We start from the raw sequence: 17921 nt of genomic DNA on the forward strand, positions 1-17921 counted from the left end.
TCTAAAATGGCTAAGTACCACCAAGTACTAAAACGGCTTACCGAAAGGTAGGCCGTTTTTTTATGCCTCGAGAAAAGTGGCGGGCGACCCCTGATTTGCGTAGCACTCCTTCGACCGGATAAAGTCCCTGGACCTTTTATCCCATGGACGGAGTGCCTCGCGTGTTCTCAGCCTTCCACTTGAACCGCTATCGCCTGTCAGCCTTTTCGCTGATCGCCACCGCTTTAACCCTCGCCGCGTGTAACGCCCCGCCCTCTTCGCCTTCGGTCTCGACCTTGCCGGTCGCGCCGGAAATCACCTCCGGTTATCGCACCGACCTGCAGACGCGGCACGCCTCCAGACACATGGCCGCAGCCGCCAACCCGCTGGCGGCCGAAGCCGGGCGGGAGATGCTGCAAGAGGGTGGTTCGGCGATTGATGCGGCCATTGCCATGCAAGCAGTGTTGACGCTGGTCGAGCCGCAATCGTCGGGTATCGGCGGTGGCGCGTTGATTGTGCTGTGGGATGGCAAGGCCGTGCGCACCTACGACGGTCGCGAAACCGCACCGGCTGGCGCCACCGAGAAACTGTTCCTGCAAGCCGACGGCAAACCGATGCCTTTCACTCAGGCGCAGATCGGCGGGCGCTCGGTGGGTACGCCGGGTGTGTTGCGGGCGTTGGAGCTGGCCCATCAAAAGCACGGTCGCCTGCCGTGGGCGAGGCTGTTCGAACCCGCCATCAAACTCGCCGAGCAGGGTTTCGCCATCTCGCCACGACTGCATCAGTTGATCGCGGCCGACGCGTTTATCCAGCGCTCACCAGACATGGCCGCCTACTTTCTGACTGCCGATGGTCACCCGAAAGCCGTCGGTACACAGCTGAAAAACCCGGCACTCGCCGCGGTGTTCAAGCGCATCGCCAAGGAAGGTCCCGACGCGCTGTACACAGGGCCGATCGCAAAAGAAATCGTCGCCAAGGTTCAGGGCCACACCAACCCCGGCAGCCTGTCGCTGAACGATCTCCAGGGCTACAAGGCCAAGGAACGCGCGCCGCTGTGCACCGACTATAAACGCTGGCAGGTCTGCGGCATGCCGCCACCGTCGTCGGGCGGAATCGCCGTGGCGCAAATCCTCGGCACCTTGCAGGCCCTGGAAACCCGCGACCCACGCTTTGCCCTGGCACCACTCAAACCGGTCAAGACCAGTAAACCGGCGGGCATAGAGCCAGCCCCTGAAGCCGTACACCTGATCGCCGAAGCCGAGCGCCTGGCTTATGCCGATCGTGCGCAGTACGTTGCCGACACCGACTTCGTACCCGTGCCGGTCAAAGGGTTGGTCGACCCGACTTATCTGGCGACCCGCGCAACCTTGATTGGCGAGCGCAGCATGGGCCAGGCCAAACCCGGCACCCCGCCAGGCATTCAGGTCGCCTACGCGCCGGACCGCTCGCCGCTGCGCATCTCCACCTCGCAGGTGGTGGCAGTCGATGACGAGGGCGATGCCGTGTCCATGACCACCACCGTGGAAGCGGCATTCGGCTCACACTTGATGGTCCAGGGCTTTCTGCTCAACAACCAGATGACCGACTTCTCGTTCATCCCCGAAGAGCAAGGGCAAAAAGTCGCCAACCGCGTCGAACCCGGCAAACGCCCGCGCTCGTCCATGGCGCCAACGCTGATCTTCGACCGCCAGAGCGGTGAGTTCCTGGCCACCGTCGGCTCACCCGGCGGCTCGCAGATCATCGAGTACGTGGCCAAATCCACCATTGGCCTGCTCGACTGGAACCTCGACCCACAGGCCGCCATCAACCTGCCCAACTTCGGCAGCCGCAACGGCCCGACCGAACTGGAACAGGGTCAGTTCAGCCCGGCACTGATTCAGGCGCTGAAGGACAAAGGGCACAGCGTGGGCGAGATCGACATGACCAGCGGGACTCAGGCGATTGTTCGGGTCAAGGATGCGCAGGGGAAAGCCGCGTTGGCCGGCGGGGCCGATCCACGGCGTGAGGGGGAAGCGTTGGGGGATTGAGCCGTACGCAGGAATGAGGAAAGGCTTACCGGGCGGGGTAGGCCTTTTTGAGGACTACCCGCGCCGGATAGATAGCATCAAGTCGATAATTGATTGGCAAACTGCCCGACCGCGTTCACCACTTTCTGCGCACCGTCCTGGATCTCGACGATCACCGTGCCCGCCTCCGCCGCCAGCGCCAGACCTTGTTCAGCCTGGAGCTTGCCGTCAGTCATCAGCGCCACGGCGTTGCGCGCCATGTCCTGGTTCTGACGCACGACGCCGACAATTTCATCGGTCGCCTGGCTGGTGCGCGAGGCCAATTGCCGAACCTCGTCCGCCACCACGGCAAACCCGCGCCCCTGTTCACCGGCACGAGCCGCTTCGATGGCCGCGTTGAGCGCCAGCAGGTTGGTCTGCTCGGCGATACCGCTGATGGTTTTGACGATGGTGCCGATCACCAGCGATTGCTCGTTCAGTGCTTCGATGCCTTCCCCTGCGGTTTGCATGTGTTTGGCCAGGTCACGCATCACGTCTACAGCTTGAGTCACCACGGCAGTTCCGCGTTGTGCACTCTGATCGGTTTGCTGAGAAGTGCTGTAGGCAATGTTGGCCGCCTCGGCGACAGCCTGCTCCTGATTGACCTGATCGGTAATCACCGTGGCGAACTTCACCACTTTGTAGAGTTTGTTGTTGGCATCGACCACCGGGTTGTAGGAAGCCTCCAGCCAGACCACGCGACCGTGGCTATCGACACGCTTGAAACGATCAGCGACGAACTCGCCAGCGTTCAGACGGCGCCAGAAGTTCTGATACTCGGCGCTGTTGTATTCCTCTGGCTCACAGAAGATACGATGATGTTTACCCTGGATCTGCGCCAGGCTGTAACCCATGCCGCTGAGGAAACGCTCGTTGGCCATCAGCACGTTGCCATTGAGGTCGAACTCGATCACTGCCGTCGAACGCACCAGCGCGCCAATCAGGTTTTCATGCTCACGGGACGCCTCGATGGTACGGGTCAGGTCGCTGGAGTAAATCGAGAAGTTCTTGATACGACCATCCGAGGACCGCACCGGCTGCATGATCGAACGCAACCAGGCTTCGGCACCGTTGCCGCGTAGCAAACGGACCGCGCCGGCAAAGTGCTCGCCACGGGTCAGCGCGGCCTTGAAACGGTTATGGAATTCATCCGATTTCACATGGACCGGAACAAGGTCTTCGATGTGCCGGCCGATCAGATCATTGCTTTTGTAGAGCATCTCACTGACGAAGTTTTGGTTAACCGATTGAATTCGCCCATCGGAGTCGAGGGTCAGGACCAGCATCTCGCTTTCCAGACTCTCCTTGATTTGCAGAAGGCTGGAGAGTTCTTCGCGAAGAGCCGAGAGCTCCTGCTTCAAGCGTTTATTGAACATGGGAAGCACCGATGGACAGAGATAAAAAGCGGCTTACAGCCTAGCCATCGGCTTTGCGGGTATTTTCTGAAGAGTGTTGCAGGGTTGTCCTACAAAAATAGTCGCGGCACAAACAGCCTCATGCCGCGCCAGCCACCGAACAGCGTCCGACTCGCGGCATTCGCGCCCCGAAATACACCGCGCTGCTGATGCCCACGGCCCCCATCACCGCGCAGAAAATCACACAAATCCACGGACTCCACGGCATCAGACCGATCAACAGCAGCGGTGTGACACTCGCCCAGGCGGCGTAGGCAATGTTGTAGGTGAAGGAAATCCCCGAGACGCGAATCCGCGCCGGAAACAGGCTGACCATCACTGACGGCACTGCGCCGACCACCCCACAACCAAGGCCGGCCACCGCATAGGCCAGGCCGATCCACTGGCCCTCAATGATCAGACAGGTATAGAGCACGCCGATGCCCAGAGGCAGCAGCAGGCTATACAGCATCACCGTGCGCCAGGCGCCGATACGATCGACGAGCAGCCCGGCGAGCACACAGCCAATATTCAGAAAGACGATGCCCAAGGCACTCAGCGCGAAGGTATGGCTGGCGGTCATGCCGAAGGTTTTCTGCATCATGGTCGGGGTGATGACCACAAACACCACCACGGCCGAGGTCAGCACGCAGGTGAGGATCATCGCCGGCAGCATCGCCAGACGGTGTTCACGCAGGACCGTGCGCAGCGGCAGTTCGACAGCGGCCTCGCGCTGGGCCTGCATCGCCATGAACACCGGGGTTTCGCTGAGCCAGCGGCGCAGCCAGACACCGATCACGCCAAACACACCGCCCAGCAGAAACGGGTAACGCCAGGCGTAATCGAGGATTTGCTCCGGGGTAAACGCCTGAGCCAGAAAAGTCGCCGTCAAGGCGCCGATCAGGTAACCGAAGGTCAGCCCCGCCTGCAGGAAACCGAGGGCATAACCGCGATGCCCGACCGGCGCGTGCTCAGCGACGAACACCCAGGCGCTCGGCACTTCACCGCCCACCGCCGCGCCTTGCAGGACCCTCAGGACCAACAGCAGCAGTGGTGCGAAATAGCCGATCTGGGCGTAGGTCGGCATGATCCCGATCAGCAAGCACGGCAACGCCATCATCAGAATGCTCAGGCTGAACACCTTCTTGCGTCCCAACCGGTCAGCGAAATGCGCCATCAGGATCCCGCCCAACGGACGCGCGAGGTAGCCAGTGACGAAGATCCCGAAGCTTTGCAGCAGACGCAGCCACTCGGGCATTTCCGGCGGGAAGAACAGCTGGCTGAGGGTCAGCGCGAAGAATACGAAAATAATGAAGTCGTAGATTTCCAGCGCACCGCCCAAGGCCGCAAGCCCCAGGGTCTTATAGTCCGAGCGAGTGAAGGGCGCCGGGCGCGCATTGATGTTGGCAGTCATGTAAAAGAACTCTGGCAGGCAAAAAACCAAGGCGCCCATGGTCTACGCAAATGCGGTTGTGGACAACCCGTTAGACCATAGTCCCAAACGCCCCAAACAGCGTCCCCGCAACGGACCGATTGATTTACTGTTGGCACCGACCGGATGGGCCATTGCGCCCTGAACCCCACAATAAACATAAAAACGAGGTACTCCCGTGGCCGCTGATATCGAAGATAGCCGCTATGCGCGCTTTGCCCTGCATTGTTCAAATTTTGCCGAACGCTGGTTTCCCGACTCCTGGGTATTCGCCGCGCTGGCAGTGATCATCGTCGCTGTGGCGACCATGGCCATGGGCGCCAAACCCACCGACGCCGCCATGGCCTTCGGTGACGGTTTCTGGAGCCTGATTCCGTTCACCATGCAGATGGCATTCGTGGTGATCGGCGGTTACGTGGTCGCCAGTTCGCCACCGGCGGTGAAACTGATCGATCGCCTGGCACGGATCCCGAAAAACGGCCGTTCCGCCGTGGCCTGGGTGGCGCTGATTTCCATGGTCGCGTCGTTGCTGAACTGGGGGCTGTCACTGGTATTCGGCGGGCTGCTGGTACGTGCCCTCGCCCGCCGTACCGATCTGAAAATGGATTACCGAGCCGCCGGTGCCGCCGCCTATCTTGGTCTGGGCGCGGTTTGGGCCTTGGGTCTGTCGTCGTCCGCGGCACAATTGCAGGCCAACCCCGCCAGTTTGCCGCCATCGATTCTGTCGATCACGGGCGTCATTCCCTTCACTCAAACGATCTTTCTCTGGCAGTCGGGTGTGCTGTTGCTGGCACTGACCGTGGTCTCGCTAATCGTTGCTTACGCCACCGCGCCCGGCCCCGCGACAGCCCGTGACGCCAAAGCCTGCGGTATCGATCCGAGTTTCAGTCTGCCGGCGCCAGCACCGCGTACCCGTCCAGGTGAATGGCTGGAATACAGCCCGCTGCTGACGATTCTGCTGGCATTGCTGGCGGCCGGATGGCTGTTCCATGAGTTTGCGACCAAACCGGCGATCAGCGCGATTTCCGGACTGAACACCTACAACTTCCTGTTCCTGATGCTCGGCGCGCTGCTGCACTGGCGCCCGCGCAGCTTCCTCGATGCGGTGGCCCGTGCGGTGCCGACCACCACCGGCGTGCTGATCCAGTTCCCGCTGTACGGCTCGATCGCTGCCCTGATGACGGTGGTCAAGGGCACCGACGGACAATCATTGGCCCACCACATCTCGACCTTTTTCGTACAAATTGCGTCCCACGACACCTACGCCCTGTTGATGGGCGTGTACTCGGCCATCCTCGGTTTCTTCATCCCGTCCGGTGGTGGCAAATGGATCATTGAAGCGCCGTATGTCATGCAAGTGGCCAACGACCTGAACTATCACCTGGGCTGGGCCGTGCAGATCTACAACGCCGCCGAAGCCCTGCCGAACCTGATCAACCCGTTCTACATGCTGCCGCTACTGGGCGTGCTCGGGTTGAAGGCCCGGGATCTGATCGGGTTTTCGTTCGTGCAGTTGCTGGTGCACACGCCACTGGTGCTGTTTCTGCTGTGGGCGCTAGGGACGACGCTTACGTATATGGCGCCGGTGATGCCTTGACGCCGACCTTCAATCCACCACCGATCCAGTGTGGAAGCGGGCTGCTTCCACACTGGCGACTCATTGTTTTCACAAACGTAACCCCTCTGTCACACCTCGCTGCTAGCGTCCCGCCGAAACATATTGAAACAACTTAGCAAGACGGAACTCGCCATGAACGATGAAGAAAACCGCAACGACGCCTCCTCCCCGCAAACTGATACGCCCACCGACACCAGTCGCCGTCGCTTCCTGGGTGGCGTGGCGGTACTCGGTGTCGGCGCGACCCTCAGCGCTTGTGGCAGTCATGGCGATGAGTCGGGTAAACCGCTCGAACGCCTGCTTTCACCTGTCGAATTGGACAAAGCCCTACGCGACCAAGTGAAAACCGTAGTGGTGATCTACGCCGAGAACCGTAGTTTCAATAACCTGTTCGGCGACTTCCCTGGCGTCGAGAAACCGCTCTCGGGCCTCAAACCTGTCGAATATCAGCAGCGCGATCGCGATGGCAGCCTGTTGCAGACCCTGCCGCCAGTCTGGGGCGGCGTGCTGCAGATCGGCCCGCAAACCCTCGATGGCGTGACTTACCCCAGCGCAACCCAGTTCCAGGAACACCTGCCTAACGCGCCCTTTGCCCTCAAAGGTCCGAACGCAGAAGACTTGCCGTTCGGCCTGGTGACGCGCGACCTGTGGCATGCGTTCTATCAGAACCAGATGCAGATCAATGGTGGCAAAAATGACGGCTTTGTCGCCTGGGCCGACTCCGGTGGCCTGCCCATGGGGTATTACGCCCAGAGTCGATACTCCCTGCGGTTGTGGGACGTTGCCCAAGAATTTGTGCTCTGCGATAACTTTTTCCAGGGGGCTTTCGGCGGCTCGTTTCTCAACCATCAGTACCTGATCAGCGCCACCGCGCCGTTCTATCCGGACGCCGTCAACTCGGTAGCCAAGACACAGATCGCCACGCTGCAAAGCGATGATCCGGCCGACCCACGCCTCAAGCCTCTGGAACAATCCCGGGCCAGTGCCATGACCGGCCCACCCCAATTCGGCCCCAGCGCGCTGACGCCGGACGGCTATGGGGTCAACACGCTCGCTCCGCCGTACTGGCCGACCTGGATTCGCGACCCCGAGCGTCCGGCGTACGCAAAACCAGACCTGCCGAACGTCATGGTCCCCCAGACCCACGAGCACATAGGCGACAAGCTCTCGAAGAAAAACATCGACTGGGCCTGGTATGCCGGAGGTTGGCAGGCGACGCTGGATCAGTACAAGGACTCTGGCGGCATTCCGAAAATCCCGAACTTCCAGTACCACCACCAACCGTTCAACTACTTCAAGCAGCAGGGGCCGGAAAACCCGCTGGAGCGCGGTAAACGTCTACGGGATGCGGGGTTGGGTGATGAGTCGCATACCAACAAGTTCTTTGCCGATGCCGAGGCGGGCACGCTGCCCGCGGTGAGTTTCTATAAACCCCAGGGCAACCTGAACATGCACGCCGGTTACGCCGATGTAGCGTCCGGCGACCGGCACATCGTCCGCGCACTGAAAGTGCTGCGGGAAAGCCCGCAGTGGAAAAACATGGTGGTCGTGGTCACGGTCGATGAGAACGGCGGTTGGTGGGATCACGTCGCACCGCCCAAGGGAGACCGCTGGGGGCCGGGCTCGCGGGTACCGACGCTGGTGGTTTCGCCGTTTGCGCGCAAGGGCATGGTGGATCACACGGTCTATGACACTGGGTCGATTCTGCGGTTGATCACCCGGGTGTTTCAGCTTGAAAAGCTCGATGGCCTCAGGCAGCGGGACGATGCAATGATTGCCCGTGGCCAGAAACCCATGGGCGATTTGAGCAATACACTGCACTTTGCCTGATGAAAAAGGGGCTCTGACTGGCGATCTTTTCACTTGTGTACTAGACCGTTCGACACAACTAGTTCCAGTATGTACCCACCCCTCCTCCGAGGGCTCACGCTGAAAAGGATCTGAGCATGTTCAAACTCGCAGGATTCACCCTCGCCGCGCTCACCCTGAGCGCCGCCGCTCACGCCGATGTCGATCTGAATCTGGGCAGTACCGAACGCGTCACTCGGCTGTTCGCCTACCCCAACAACTGTAATGTCATCTGCTTCCGCAACTGGACACTGGAGCAGACCGTCGAGCATTACCTGACCCAAAGCGTACAGCGCGATGGTTACAAAACTGCAAAAGTGCTGGTCAAAACCGAAAACAAGCAGCTCCACGCCCATATCAGCGGTGTGCCCAAAGGCTATGACAAGCCACTGACCGCGCTGCTCAATGCTGGGGATTTGGCCTACAACGGCGCCAACAAGCTGAGTGCCGATGGCAAATGGACCTATAACTGGTACCTGTTCCTGCCGCTGGGCATGGCGCTGGAAAACCGCAAAAGCGTCGAACTGCTGCACTTCCCGCCGGATTATTCCCTGACCCAGGCCCAGGACTATCTGGAGTCCAAGACCACCGACCGCTGGGCCGCGCTGCTGACCGCCAACAACATTCCCGCCGACCAGACGCCGGCCTATCAGACCATCATCGACATCGCGCCGATTGCCGCACCGTCCACCGCCGGCAAGGATCTGGAAGGCGTCTACAACTACTTCACGGACTACCAGACCACCATGGTCAAGGAAGTCAGCCAGAATGCCAAAGGTGCAGCATTGCCAATGGTCGCCTTTGGTTCACCGGTACGTAACTGGATCAAGCAACAATACGGGCAGACCGTGGACGTGCTGGGCCTGGCAACCATCATCCCGAGCAAGGGTGTGGCGGTACCCGTATTGGGTTCCAACCACCCGAGCTACATCTGGTACGCCGCCGACCCCGAAGCCTATAGCGGCGACGATGCGCAGGCCAAGGCCGACGCCGCGGGGCTGAAAGTCATGGGGCAGGATTTGAGTGCCGCGTGCTGGCAGGCCGGAATGGGCAGCAAACCGGGCACTGACCCAACCGCTCAGCTGAAAAGCTGCACTCAGACCTGGCAAGTGACCCAGAAAGAAAAAACCTGCGAACTGTTCTACACCTCGATTCGCAACCTGACGCCTGAGCAAGCGGTGGCCAAATGCTCGACAGCGCCGGTCAAATCCGAGCTGAAACAGCTGCAGACTCCGGCCCTTGTGACCTCCGCATCTGCCCCACACTTGTAAAACGATGGAAGTCTTTCCCGCGTGAGCCATGGCTGACGCGGGAAAGAGCTTTTTTCGCCTGTCATATCTGACAGTAGACCCTTGATCCGCTTTGGTAGAGTCTTGAGCCATAAGCCGTGCTGCAGAGCTGACAGGATCGTCAGCTTCCGGTAGTCGCAGCCTGGAACGGACAAGGATCGTTATGAAAACCGATAACCGGAATTCGGCCAGAGCTCTGCCGGCCGACTGTATTTATCCCTCTCACGATTTATCGCCTGGCCAAGGTTATCCCGCGAAAACCCAATTCACGGTCATTACCGCAAAAGGCTGCGGGACGAACATTGCTGCCCTGCGCGATTTCCCACGCATCAGCCGGATCTGCCGGATCTCGGGGCAACTGCTGCATGCCCGCAGTACGCAGACCTTGCAGCTGGCGCCCGGTATTCATATGTACGATCCGTATTTTTGCGGGCTGCTGCGCCACTCATGCGACCCGAATGTCTTCGTCGACATGAGTGAACTATGGGTATGGGCGCTGAAGGACATCGCCAAGGGCGATTATCTGACGATGGATTACGCCACCACTGAAAACCGGCTGCGGCGTCAGTTCGCCTGCCGCTGCGGTGCTGTCGACTGCCGCGGCTGGATCACCGGTTACGACGAGTCGCCGAACGCCGACGGCCAGCTGTTTTTTCAGCACTGGTATCGGCGCAGCCTCTGCTGAACAGAGTCTCGAGCGGTTTTACAACACCTCGACCGGGCGCAAACGGTATTGCGGCGGCAACTGCTCGAAACCGCTGATGGTGGCGTTCAGACTCTTCCAGCGACCATCCTTGATGCCATAGATGCAGCCGTGGATCGACAGGCTCTGCCCGCGGTGCCAGGCGTTTTGCACAATGCTGGTGTGACCGACGTTGGCCACCTGCTGGATCACATTGAGCTCACAGAGGCGGTCGACCCGCTCTTCTTCGGTGGGCAACTTGGCCAGTTCGTCGCGTTTTTCATAGTAGAGATCGCGAATCGAGCGCAGCCAACCGTCGATCAGGCCCAACTGACGATCCTGCATCGAGGCGCGTACACCGCCGCAGCCATAGTGGCCGGTCACCAGGATGTGTTTGACCTTGAGTACATCCACCGCATACTGAATCACCGACAGGCAGTTGAGGTCGGTGTGCAGCACCACGTTGGCCACGTTGCGGTGCACGAACAGATCACCCGGCAGCATGCCGACGATTTCGTTGGCTGGTACGCGGGCATCGGAACAGCCGATCCACAGGTATTCCGGGGTTTGCTGGCGGGCCAGCTTGGCGAAGAAATCAGGATCTTCGCGGGTGATCGCATCGGCCCAGCGCTCGTTGTTATCAATCAGATCTTGTAAGTCGTTCATGCAATGAAGCCTCGAGAATGATGCGCTGCTTTGACAGACAACCGCCCGTCGGGGTCACGCGCGCGATGCAGATCCCCCTGACGCCCTGAGGTATAAACGATTAGTCGGCGCTCCATGCCCGCGGGAATTCCCGGCAGCCCAGTGGGTCAATTGTAGTAGGGCCTACAGTATGAGGAATAGCCATGACTGATTCACGACGTCCGTTCGATAAGGAGCAACCCGAGCCCATCGACGACGATGAAGACCGCATGGGCTCGGTGCATGAGCTGGATTTCGACGAGGAAGAACCCGGCACCAGAATCGGCGACCTGACCCCCGAACACGAACTTGCGCAGAAGATTCCCGACCAGCGCGCCCGTAAAGCCGGTATGACCGGCGCGACCAATGACAATGACGTCACCGACGATGATTTGAGCCCGGAAACCCTGATCCGTGAAGACGGCGCACGGGATGCCCACGAAGCGGGTGAAGACGGCCAGGCGGATTGGGAGTTGCGCATTGTCGACGAGGACGACATCGGTGGGGGCGATGGGCTGGATGAAGCCGAACTGGCCCGGCAGGATCCATTGGACGGCAAGCCTTGATCGTTGACGTCCGTGAAGACGCCTTCGCGGGCGAGCCTTGCCCGCGAAGCCTTTAGAAACGATCAATCGACCAAGGTGCAGGCCATCACCACGGCATCTTCTCGCCCGCCAACCGCCGGGTAGTAATCCCGCCGACGCCCGATCTCGTTAAACCCATACCGCTCATACAGCCGAAACGCCGCCCGGTTGCTGTCGCGCACTTCCAGGAAACATTCCCGCGCCTCAGCCTTGTAGGCAATCGACATCAAATGCTCCAGCAGCGTCAAGCCCAGGCCGCGGCCCTGATTTTCCGGTTTGACGGTGATGTTCAGCAGATGCGCCTCATCAAGGATGATCTGCACTACGCCATGACCGACCTGCTGCTGCCCTTCGAACATCAGCCAGATCTGGTACTTGCCCAGGCCATCGAGAAAAATCCCGCGGGTCCAGGGATGGCTGTAGGCCGCGTATTCGATTTTCAGTACAGCGTCCAGGTCCGCCTCGGTCATCGGGCGGAACGATACAGCGTCACTCATTCGATTCTTTCCAACGCGCCATCAGCCGACGCATGGCTTGCCAGACATCAGCCTTACGCTGTGGCTCTTCCATTAATAACTCCAGGCCCGGCAAGGCCCAGACCGACCCCAGGCCTTCGACCTGAAGTTCACGGTTGAAGGATTCGGCGTTGGCCTCACCGGCAAAACGCACCGCCGGCAGGCCGATCAGCCACAGGCAGACGCACGGTGCGTCTTCCAGGCGGGCCGACAGAAAACCTTGTACGAAATCCCGAGCCGCTTCCGGCCCTTGGTCCATGGTGCCGCGAGCCAGCAGCGGCCAGCGCACCGGCTCGCCGACGATCTGCGGGCTGTCCGGCAGACCGGCGGCGCGCAGCATGTCTTTGAGCAACAGATAAGCGGGATCGCGGGTCTGGAACGTTTCGCCTGTGGGTAACTCCACCAGCAACAGGCAGCGACCGGCTCGCAGCAATTGCAGAGCGAAACGCGGCGGCGGCACTGGCGCAGCCTTGGCGACGAGCGGTGCCTCTTCGCTCTCTTGCGTCGCTTTGCTTGCTGGTTTTCCAGCCGATGGCGTCGGCCGTGGCACCTCGATTTTCACCCGCTCGGCCGGTTTGGCCGCGGGTTCCACGGGCGTTTGCGCTACCGGAGCAGGCGTCACCGGGGCGACGACCAACGGTTCAGGCGTCTCCAGCAGCTCGGGCCGCGATGGCGCAGCAAAGGGCAATTCGGTGCGCGGCAGCCAGTTGACCACCTGCATGGCGGTCAAATAAGCGCGGCGACGGGACTCGATAAGCAAAGGTCGGCCACTTGTGGATAACTAAAGTGCGGTGATTCTACCGCCCTTCGCTCAAGATCGCCCACGCTTGATCGATAGACTTCACCGATAGAAGAAGCGACAGCCCATCCCGAGAGTGAATCGACACGGCTGCGATGAAGTACAATCGCGGCTTTTAATTGCCAACCAGCCGGCCATTCCGATGATCGAACCCAAGCGCGTCTTGCGCGCCCTCGCTGAACACTGGGCACTTCTGGAGCCACTGTGCGAGCACTTCGACCAAGGCACCCTGAGCCTCAACGAACTGCGTTCACAGTTGGCCGCCCAGCAACTGGACAGCACACCGCAGGACATCACCAGCCTGCTGGACGTGTGGATTCGCCTCGACATTCTGGTTCCCGTGGCGAAAAGCCCGAACCGTTTCGAGCTCAACGCGCAGATCCATGACTTCCTCGCTTACCTGCGCCGTGAGCACCGTCTGGGCCTGTGCCTGGAAATCGAAGCCTATCTGCGCCACCTCGAACGCCTGGCCGGTTACATCCAGGACGCCTTCGACATTCGCGACGGCAACGATCTGGCGCGCCAGTTGCGCCTGCTCGACATGCGCGTGCGGGACGTGCTGAAGAAACTCGCCAACGACGAACAGGCCTTGGTGGCCGTCGCCGAACGGGCCAAGACCAGCGACCGGCAGATTCCGCTGCGTCAGCGTTATGCTGAAGTGCTGGCGACCTGGGACGAATACGTCGAACCGATGATTCAGCTGGTGAATGCCGACGGCGCCTTCGAACAAGGCGTGCGCAAGGTTGAGAACGTGTTGTTGCGCATGCTCACCGAACAGCAGCGCCTCGGCCATCTGGTCGACGACGACATGCTGCTGCGCACCCACGCGCGCATCCTCGAAATGCAGACCAGCGCCCAGTTGACCCTGCGTCACGCCCGCGAGCTGCTGCTGCCGCTGCGCGAAGAAGCACGCCGGCATAACGCCGTGACCCGTGGCGCAGCCCTGGCGTTGTCGGCCATTCGTCGTAAAGGCATCGATGCGGTGCCGCAAGCCGCGATGCCGCTGTTCACCCGCCCGCAAAGCACCTTCCTCGGCAGTGCCAGCCAGGTCGAAGCCTATGTCTACGCCCTGGCCCGTTTCGAGCCGAAACCGGCGCGTTTCCCCAAGGCCCACAAGACCCAGAAAGGCGAAGCCCCGCGCGCGCCACGCACGGTTCGGGAAATGCTCGAACGTTGCGAAGATGCCCTGCCGATGCCGGACCTGATGAGCTGGCTGCTGGAGCAGGAGCCGGACGGCGCCACCGACGAATTGCTCTATTGGTTCTCGCGCCTGTCGCGGGAAAAACGCTTCAAGCGCGAGCGTCTGGAACGCCGCGATTACCACACTCACGAGCACCAGGTCAGCCTGCGCTCCTTCGCCCTGCTCTCGGCCCGCGACACCGCCGCCGAGGATTCTGCGAGCATCCCAAATGCATCTTGATCTATCCGAACTGTCCCAGCTGGCGCCGATCTTTCGCGAGCTGTTCAAGGGCTACCACGTCAGCCGCCGCGACCCGGAGCTGTACGCCCAACTGTCGAACTTCCAGGACCAGTACCGCACGCTGTTCAAGGCATTGGGCTTTGAACTGGTCTGCGATACCCGTGGTTTCTACTACTTCGTGCCGGACCTGGCCGCGGCGGCGGTAAACAAGACGGCGCAACGTCTGGCGCTGTTCACCTTCATCCTCGTCGAACACCTGGCCGATCAGGGCCGCGACCCGATCGCGGTGCTCGACGGTGGCAGCCTCGGTCGCGATGAATTGCCATCGCTGCTGGAGAAGTACCGCGACCTGTTTATTCAGGCCGAAGTGCAGACCGTCGAAGAACTCGAAGAAAAGATCATGCGCCGCATGACTCAGCTCGGTTTCGCCGGCGAAGAAAACGGTGTCTACCGTTTCCTGCCGCCAATGCACCGCTTCCTCGATGTCTGCCTGTCGGTCCAGCAGGACCGCGACCTGGCCGCCAGCCTGCACAGCGTGCTGCCGTTGCCAGCGCCGGTGCTGATCGACGAAGACAGCGATGAGAAGCTGCTGCAGACCGACGACCCGCTCGACTTGAGTGACTTTGCAGAAGAAAGCGAAGAAGACGCCCTGGCCCGCGCCATTGCCGAAGAACAGGAGACCGACGCATGAGCAAGGAACGCTACGGCATTCGCCGCTTTGCCCTTTTGAACACCGCCGGTTACAGCCTCGGCCTGTTCCCGCTGGAAGAGCCGCTGTCGGTCTACGGTGCGAACAACCTTGGTAAGTCCGCCTCGATCAACGCCTTGCAGTTCCCGATCCTGGCGCGTATGTCGGACATGAGTTTCGGCAAGTACAGCCTGGAACAATCCCGGCGTTTCTACTTCGCCTCGGACACCAGTTACATCCTCGTCGAAGTCTCCCTGCCCCACGGCCCGCACGTGATCGGCGTGGTCGGTCGCGGCCCGGGCGGCGGTTTCGGCCACCAGTTCTTCGCCTACGCCGGCAAACTCGACCTGGCTCATTATCAGAAAGACGACACCTGCCTGCGGCAGAAAGAGCTGTTCACCAATCTTGAGCGCGAAGGCCTGAAAGCCTACGAACTCAAGCCGGATGAACTGCGTCGTTTGCTGGTGGGCGGCCACACCTCGATTCCGCTCGACCTGACGCTGATCCCGCTGCGTTCCACCAGTGAGCAGAGCCTGAAGACCTTCCGCGCCCTGTTCATCAACTTGCTGCACATGCGTGAAATCACCGCGGCCAAGCTCAAGCAGCTGTTCCTCGATGCCTTCGAACACAGCCTGCGTTCCGGCAGCGTCGATTACATCGCCGCGTGCGAAGAAGCGTTCCGCGATGTCCGCCGCATGGAGCAGGACTACAACTCGCTGGTCGCGGCCGGTCCCTTGGTCGAGGCCTTGGCCAACGGCGTGAAACAGCGGGATATCTTGCGCGGCAAACTGCATCGCCTGTCGCCGCTGCTCGACTCCCTGCTCGGCACCTGGTCGGACTACGCCAGTGCGCGCAAAGAAGAACTGACGATTCAGGCCGAGCACTACCGCAACGAGCAGGACGCCCTGCAAAACGATCAACGCGGTGGCACTCAAGAGCTGATGCGCCTGGAACGGGAAATCACCGGCATCCAGCGCTGGCTCGGCGAATTGTCGGTGCTCAAGCATCGCTTCGCCCTGGTCGATGACGTCAAAGTCCTCGAACAGCAATTGCTCGCCGCCAAGGACGCGCACGATGAACTGGCCGGTGCGCTGGCCCAGTCGCGGCAGTTCTCGGCCGAAGACCTGGAAGAGCGTCTGCGGGATCTGGAAAAACGCCTGAAATCGGTGAAGCAACAACTCGATCACGCCGACAACAACAGCTACGCCCGTCTGCGCGAAGAGTTCTCGCAGCAGGACGTCGAGCGCCTGATGCGGCTGTTCAACAGCGCGCTGTTCAGCCTGCCATTGGGCGAACACGGCATCGCGCTGGATGAGGACGGTGAATGGGTCAAATCCATGGAGCTGATCCTCGATGGCTTCAAAGGCGAGCGCTTCGAAGTGCCGGGCCTGTCCATCGACCTGTCGCACATCGAGCCGCCGGCCCTGCAAGCCCTGGCCGACCGTGCGGCACTGCGCGATCAGAAAGAGCGTCTGGACAAAGAACTCAAGCAACTGAAGACCCAACAAGCCGTAGCCGCCGACCGTGCCGCGAGCAAGACCCAGACCGAGGCGCTGTACCAACAGGTGCTGGATGCGCAGAAAGCCCTGGAAGACTTCCGCCGCGCGCAAACCCTGAGCGCCGAGGAAGGCGACAAGCTTGAGCAACTGGCGCAGATGGAAGCCGCCCAGGACGAGTTGAAACGCTCCAGCGATGCCTTCACCGAACGCGTCCAGCAGCTGTCGGCCAAGCTGCAATTGGTTGGCCGGCAGATCGGCGACATGGAAGCCAAGCAACGCACCCTCGACGATGCACTGCGCCGCCGTCAGCTGCTGCCGGCCGACCTGCCGTTCGGCACGCCGTTCATGGACCCGGTCGACGACTCCATGGACAACCTGCTGCCATTGCTCAATGACTATCAGGACAGCTGGCAAGGCCTGCTGCGGGCTGACGGGCAGATCGACGCACTCTACGCGCAGGTTCGCCTGAAGGGCGTGGCCAAGTTCGACAGCGAAGACGATATGGAGCGTCGCCTGCAACTGCTGATCAACGCGTACGCACACCGCACCGATGAAGCCCTGACCCTCGGCAAGGCGCGCCGCGCGGCGGTTACCGACATCGCCCGGACCCTGCGCAACATCCGCAGTGACTACGACAGCCTCGAACATCAACTGGCGCTGTTCAACCGCGAGATCAACAAACGTCAGGTCTCCAACCTGCAGAGCTTCCGTATCGTGCTCGCGCCGAACAAGGAAGCGCTCAAGCACATTGACCAGATCATCCACAGCGCCGGTCAGTACGAAGAAGGCGAAACCCTCTCCGTCTTCGACTTGAGCCAAAGCGCCGAGCAGGACAACAAGAACGAAGAAGCCAAGGAATACCTGGCACGGCTGGTGGCGGCCAACCACAACCAGCTCGGTCTCAAGGATCTGTTCGAGCTGGCGTTCGAGATCACCAAGGTCAATGGCCAACCGGTGATCCACACCGACATCGACGGCGCGGCGTCCAACGGCACCACCATGACCATCAAGGCGCTGACCAACATGTACTTGTTGCTGCACTTGATGGACCGCGACCAGGCTGGTCGCGTGCGCCTGCCGTACTACCTCGACGAAGCAGCGGACATCGACGAGAAGAACCAGGCAGCGCTGTTGGAAACCAGCCTGCAACTGGGCTTCGTGCCGATCCTGGCGAGTGTGAAGCCGCAAGTCTGCGCCAGCGTCGCCATCGACCTGGAAGGCGGCAGCGGCCCGAACGGTATCTACATCGACGAGGCGGACTGGAAGTTCATCCGTCGTCACGATGAAGTAAAAGCAACCGTTAACATCCAGGCGGACGAACCGGAGCTGGATGCGGTCTGACGCCTGAATCGAAGCCAATAAAAAGGCCGCGATCCAATATGGATCGCGGCCTTTTTATTTATGGGTACATTCTTGAAACCTTCGGTGAGCTCCATGGCCCCTTC

14 protein-coding genes and 1 pseudogene are annotated in these 17921 nt (G+C 60.8%); 9 read left to right on the forward strand and 6 right to left on the reverse strand.

What is annotated here, in order from left to right; genetic code table 11:
* Window positions 1–161: 161 nt before the first annotated feature.
* Complete coding sequence (ggt, locus tag AF70_RS21965) at window positions 162–2006, forward strand: gamma-glutamyltransferase (RefSeq protein WP_028939867.1); 1845 nt, start codon at window positions 162–164, stop codon at window positions 2004–2006.
* A gap of 77 nt (window positions 2007–2083) precedes the next feature.
* Here the strand turns inward: ggt and AF70_RS30095 are convergent, their stop codons facing one another.
* The 3 genes and pseudogenes from AF70_RS30095 to AF70_RS21975 all read right to left on the reverse strand — a co-directional run bounded on the left by AF70_RS30095 (window position 2084) and on the right by AF70_RS21975 (window position 4832).
* Window positions 2084–2644, reverse strand: coding sequence for a methyl-accepting chemotaxis protein (locus tag AF70_RS30095; protein WP_371929210.1), 561 nt, complete (start codon window positions 2642–2644; stop codon window positions 2084–2086).
* Window positions 2624–3400, reverse strand: a pseudogene (locus AF70_RS30100) (PAS domain-containing protein); the annotation flags it as partial. The pseudogene AF70_RS30100 and the gene AF70_RS30095, both read right to left, overlap by 21 nt.
* Before the next feature lie 118 nt (window positions 3401–3518).
* Window positions 3519–4832, reverse strand: a complete 1314-nt coding sequence (locus tag AF70_RS21975) for an MFS transporter (RefSeq protein ID WP_028939869.1) — start codon at window positions 4830–4832, stop codon at window positions 3519–3521.
* A 196-nt stretch (window positions 4833–5028) separates the two neighbouring features.
* Here AF70_RS21975 and AF70_RS21980 point away from each other — a divergent pair, with 196 nt between their 5' ends.
* From AF70_RS21980 to AF70_RS21995, 4 genes are all read left to right on the forward strand, one after another.
* Window positions 5029–6447 (forward strand): short-chain fatty acid transporter, encoded by a 1419-nt coding sequence (locus AF70_RS21980; RefSeq protein WP_028939870.1) that lies wholly within the window; start codon window positions 5029–5031, stop codon window positions 6445–6447.
* Between the two features lie 153 nt (window positions 6448–6600).
* On the forward strand, window positions 6601–8298 hold the full coding sequence (locus AF70_RS21985) for an acid phosphatase (RefSeq protein ID WP_028939871.1): 1698 nt from the start codon (window positions 6601–6603) through the stop codon (window positions 8296–8298).
* A 116-nt stretch (window positions 8299–8414) separates the two neighbouring features.
* On the forward strand, window positions 8415–9587 hold the full coding sequence (locus AF70_RS21990) for a hypothetical protein (RefSeq protein ID WP_028939872.1): 1173 nt from the start codon (window positions 8415–8417) through the stop codon (window positions 9585–9587).
* A 181-nt stretch (window positions 9588–9768) separates the two neighbouring features.
* Complete coding sequence (locus AF70_RS21995; protein WP_019582405.1) at window positions 9769–10290, forward strand: SET domain-containing protein-lysine N-methyltransferase; 522 nt, start codon at window positions 9769–9771, stop codon at window positions 10288–10290.
* Between the two features lie 18 nt (window positions 10291–10308).
* Here the strand turns inward: AF70_RS21995 and can are convergent, their stop codons facing one another.
* A complete protein-coding gene (can, locus tag AF70_RS22000) occupies window positions 10309–10953 on the reverse strand; it encodes a carbonate dehydratase (RefSeq protein WP_028939873.1) in 645 nt (214 codons plus the stop codon).
* Window positions 10954–11135: 182 nt separating this feature from the next.
* Between can and AF70_RS22005 the strand changes: the two genes are divergently transcribed.
* Window positions 11136–11537: a hypothetical protein gene (locus AF70_RS22005; RefSeq protein ID WP_028939874.1), complete on the forward strand. Its 402-nt coding sequence runs from the start codon at window positions 11136–11138 to the stop codon at window positions 11535–11537.
* A 62-nt stretch (window positions 11538–11599) separates the two neighbouring features.
* Here the strand turns inward: AF70_RS22005 and rimI are convergent, their stop codons facing one another.
* Complete coding sequence (rimI, locus tag AF70_RS22010) at window positions 11600–12052, reverse strand: ribosomal protein S18-alanine N-acetyltransferase (protein WP_018929537.1); 453 nt, start codon at window positions 12050–12052, stop codon at window positions 11600–11602.
* Window positions 12045–12791 carry a hypothetical protein gene (locus AF70_RS22015; RefSeq protein ID WP_028939875.1) on the reverse strand — a complete coding sequence of 249 codons (747 nt, stop codon included), beginning with the start codon at window positions 12789–12791 and terminating at the stop codon, window positions 12045–12047. Before AF70_RS22015 ends, rimI begins: the two co-directional genes overlap by 8 nt.
* A 220-nt stretch (window positions 12792–13011) precedes the next feature.
* On the opposite strand from AF70_RS22015, the gene mksB reads away from it, so the two are divergent.
* The 3 genes from mksB to mksF are packed head-to-tail and all read left to right on the forward strand — an operon-like array spanning window position 13012 to window position 17817.
* Window positions 13012–14289, forward strand: a complete 1278-nt coding sequence (gene mksB / locus AF70_RS22020; RefSeq protein WP_007939726.1) for an Mks condensin complex protein MksB — start codon at window positions 13012–13014, stop codon at window positions 14287–14289.
* A complete protein-coding gene (gene mksE, locus AF70_RS22025) occupies window positions 14279–14980 on the forward strand; it encodes an Mks condensin complex protein MksE (protein ID WP_019582408.1) in 702 nt (233 codons plus the stop codon). Before mksB ends, mksE begins: the two co-directional genes overlap by 11 nt.
* The gene (mksF, locus tag AF70_RS22030; protein ID WP_018929533.1) at window positions 14977–17817 is read left to right on the forward strand and encodes an Mks condensin complex protein MksF; all 2841 of its coding nucleotides are present in this window, start codon (window positions 14977–14979) and stop codon (window positions 17815–17817) included. Before mksE ends, mksF begins: the two co-directional genes overlap by 4 nt.
* The last annotated feature ends 104 nt before the right edge of the window (window positions 17818–17921 follow it).

Source organism: Pseudomonas sp. KD5, from assembly GCF_012932895.1.
GTDB lineage: Bacteria > Pseudomonadota > Gammaproteobacteria > Pseudomonadales > Pseudomonadaceae > Aquipseudomonas.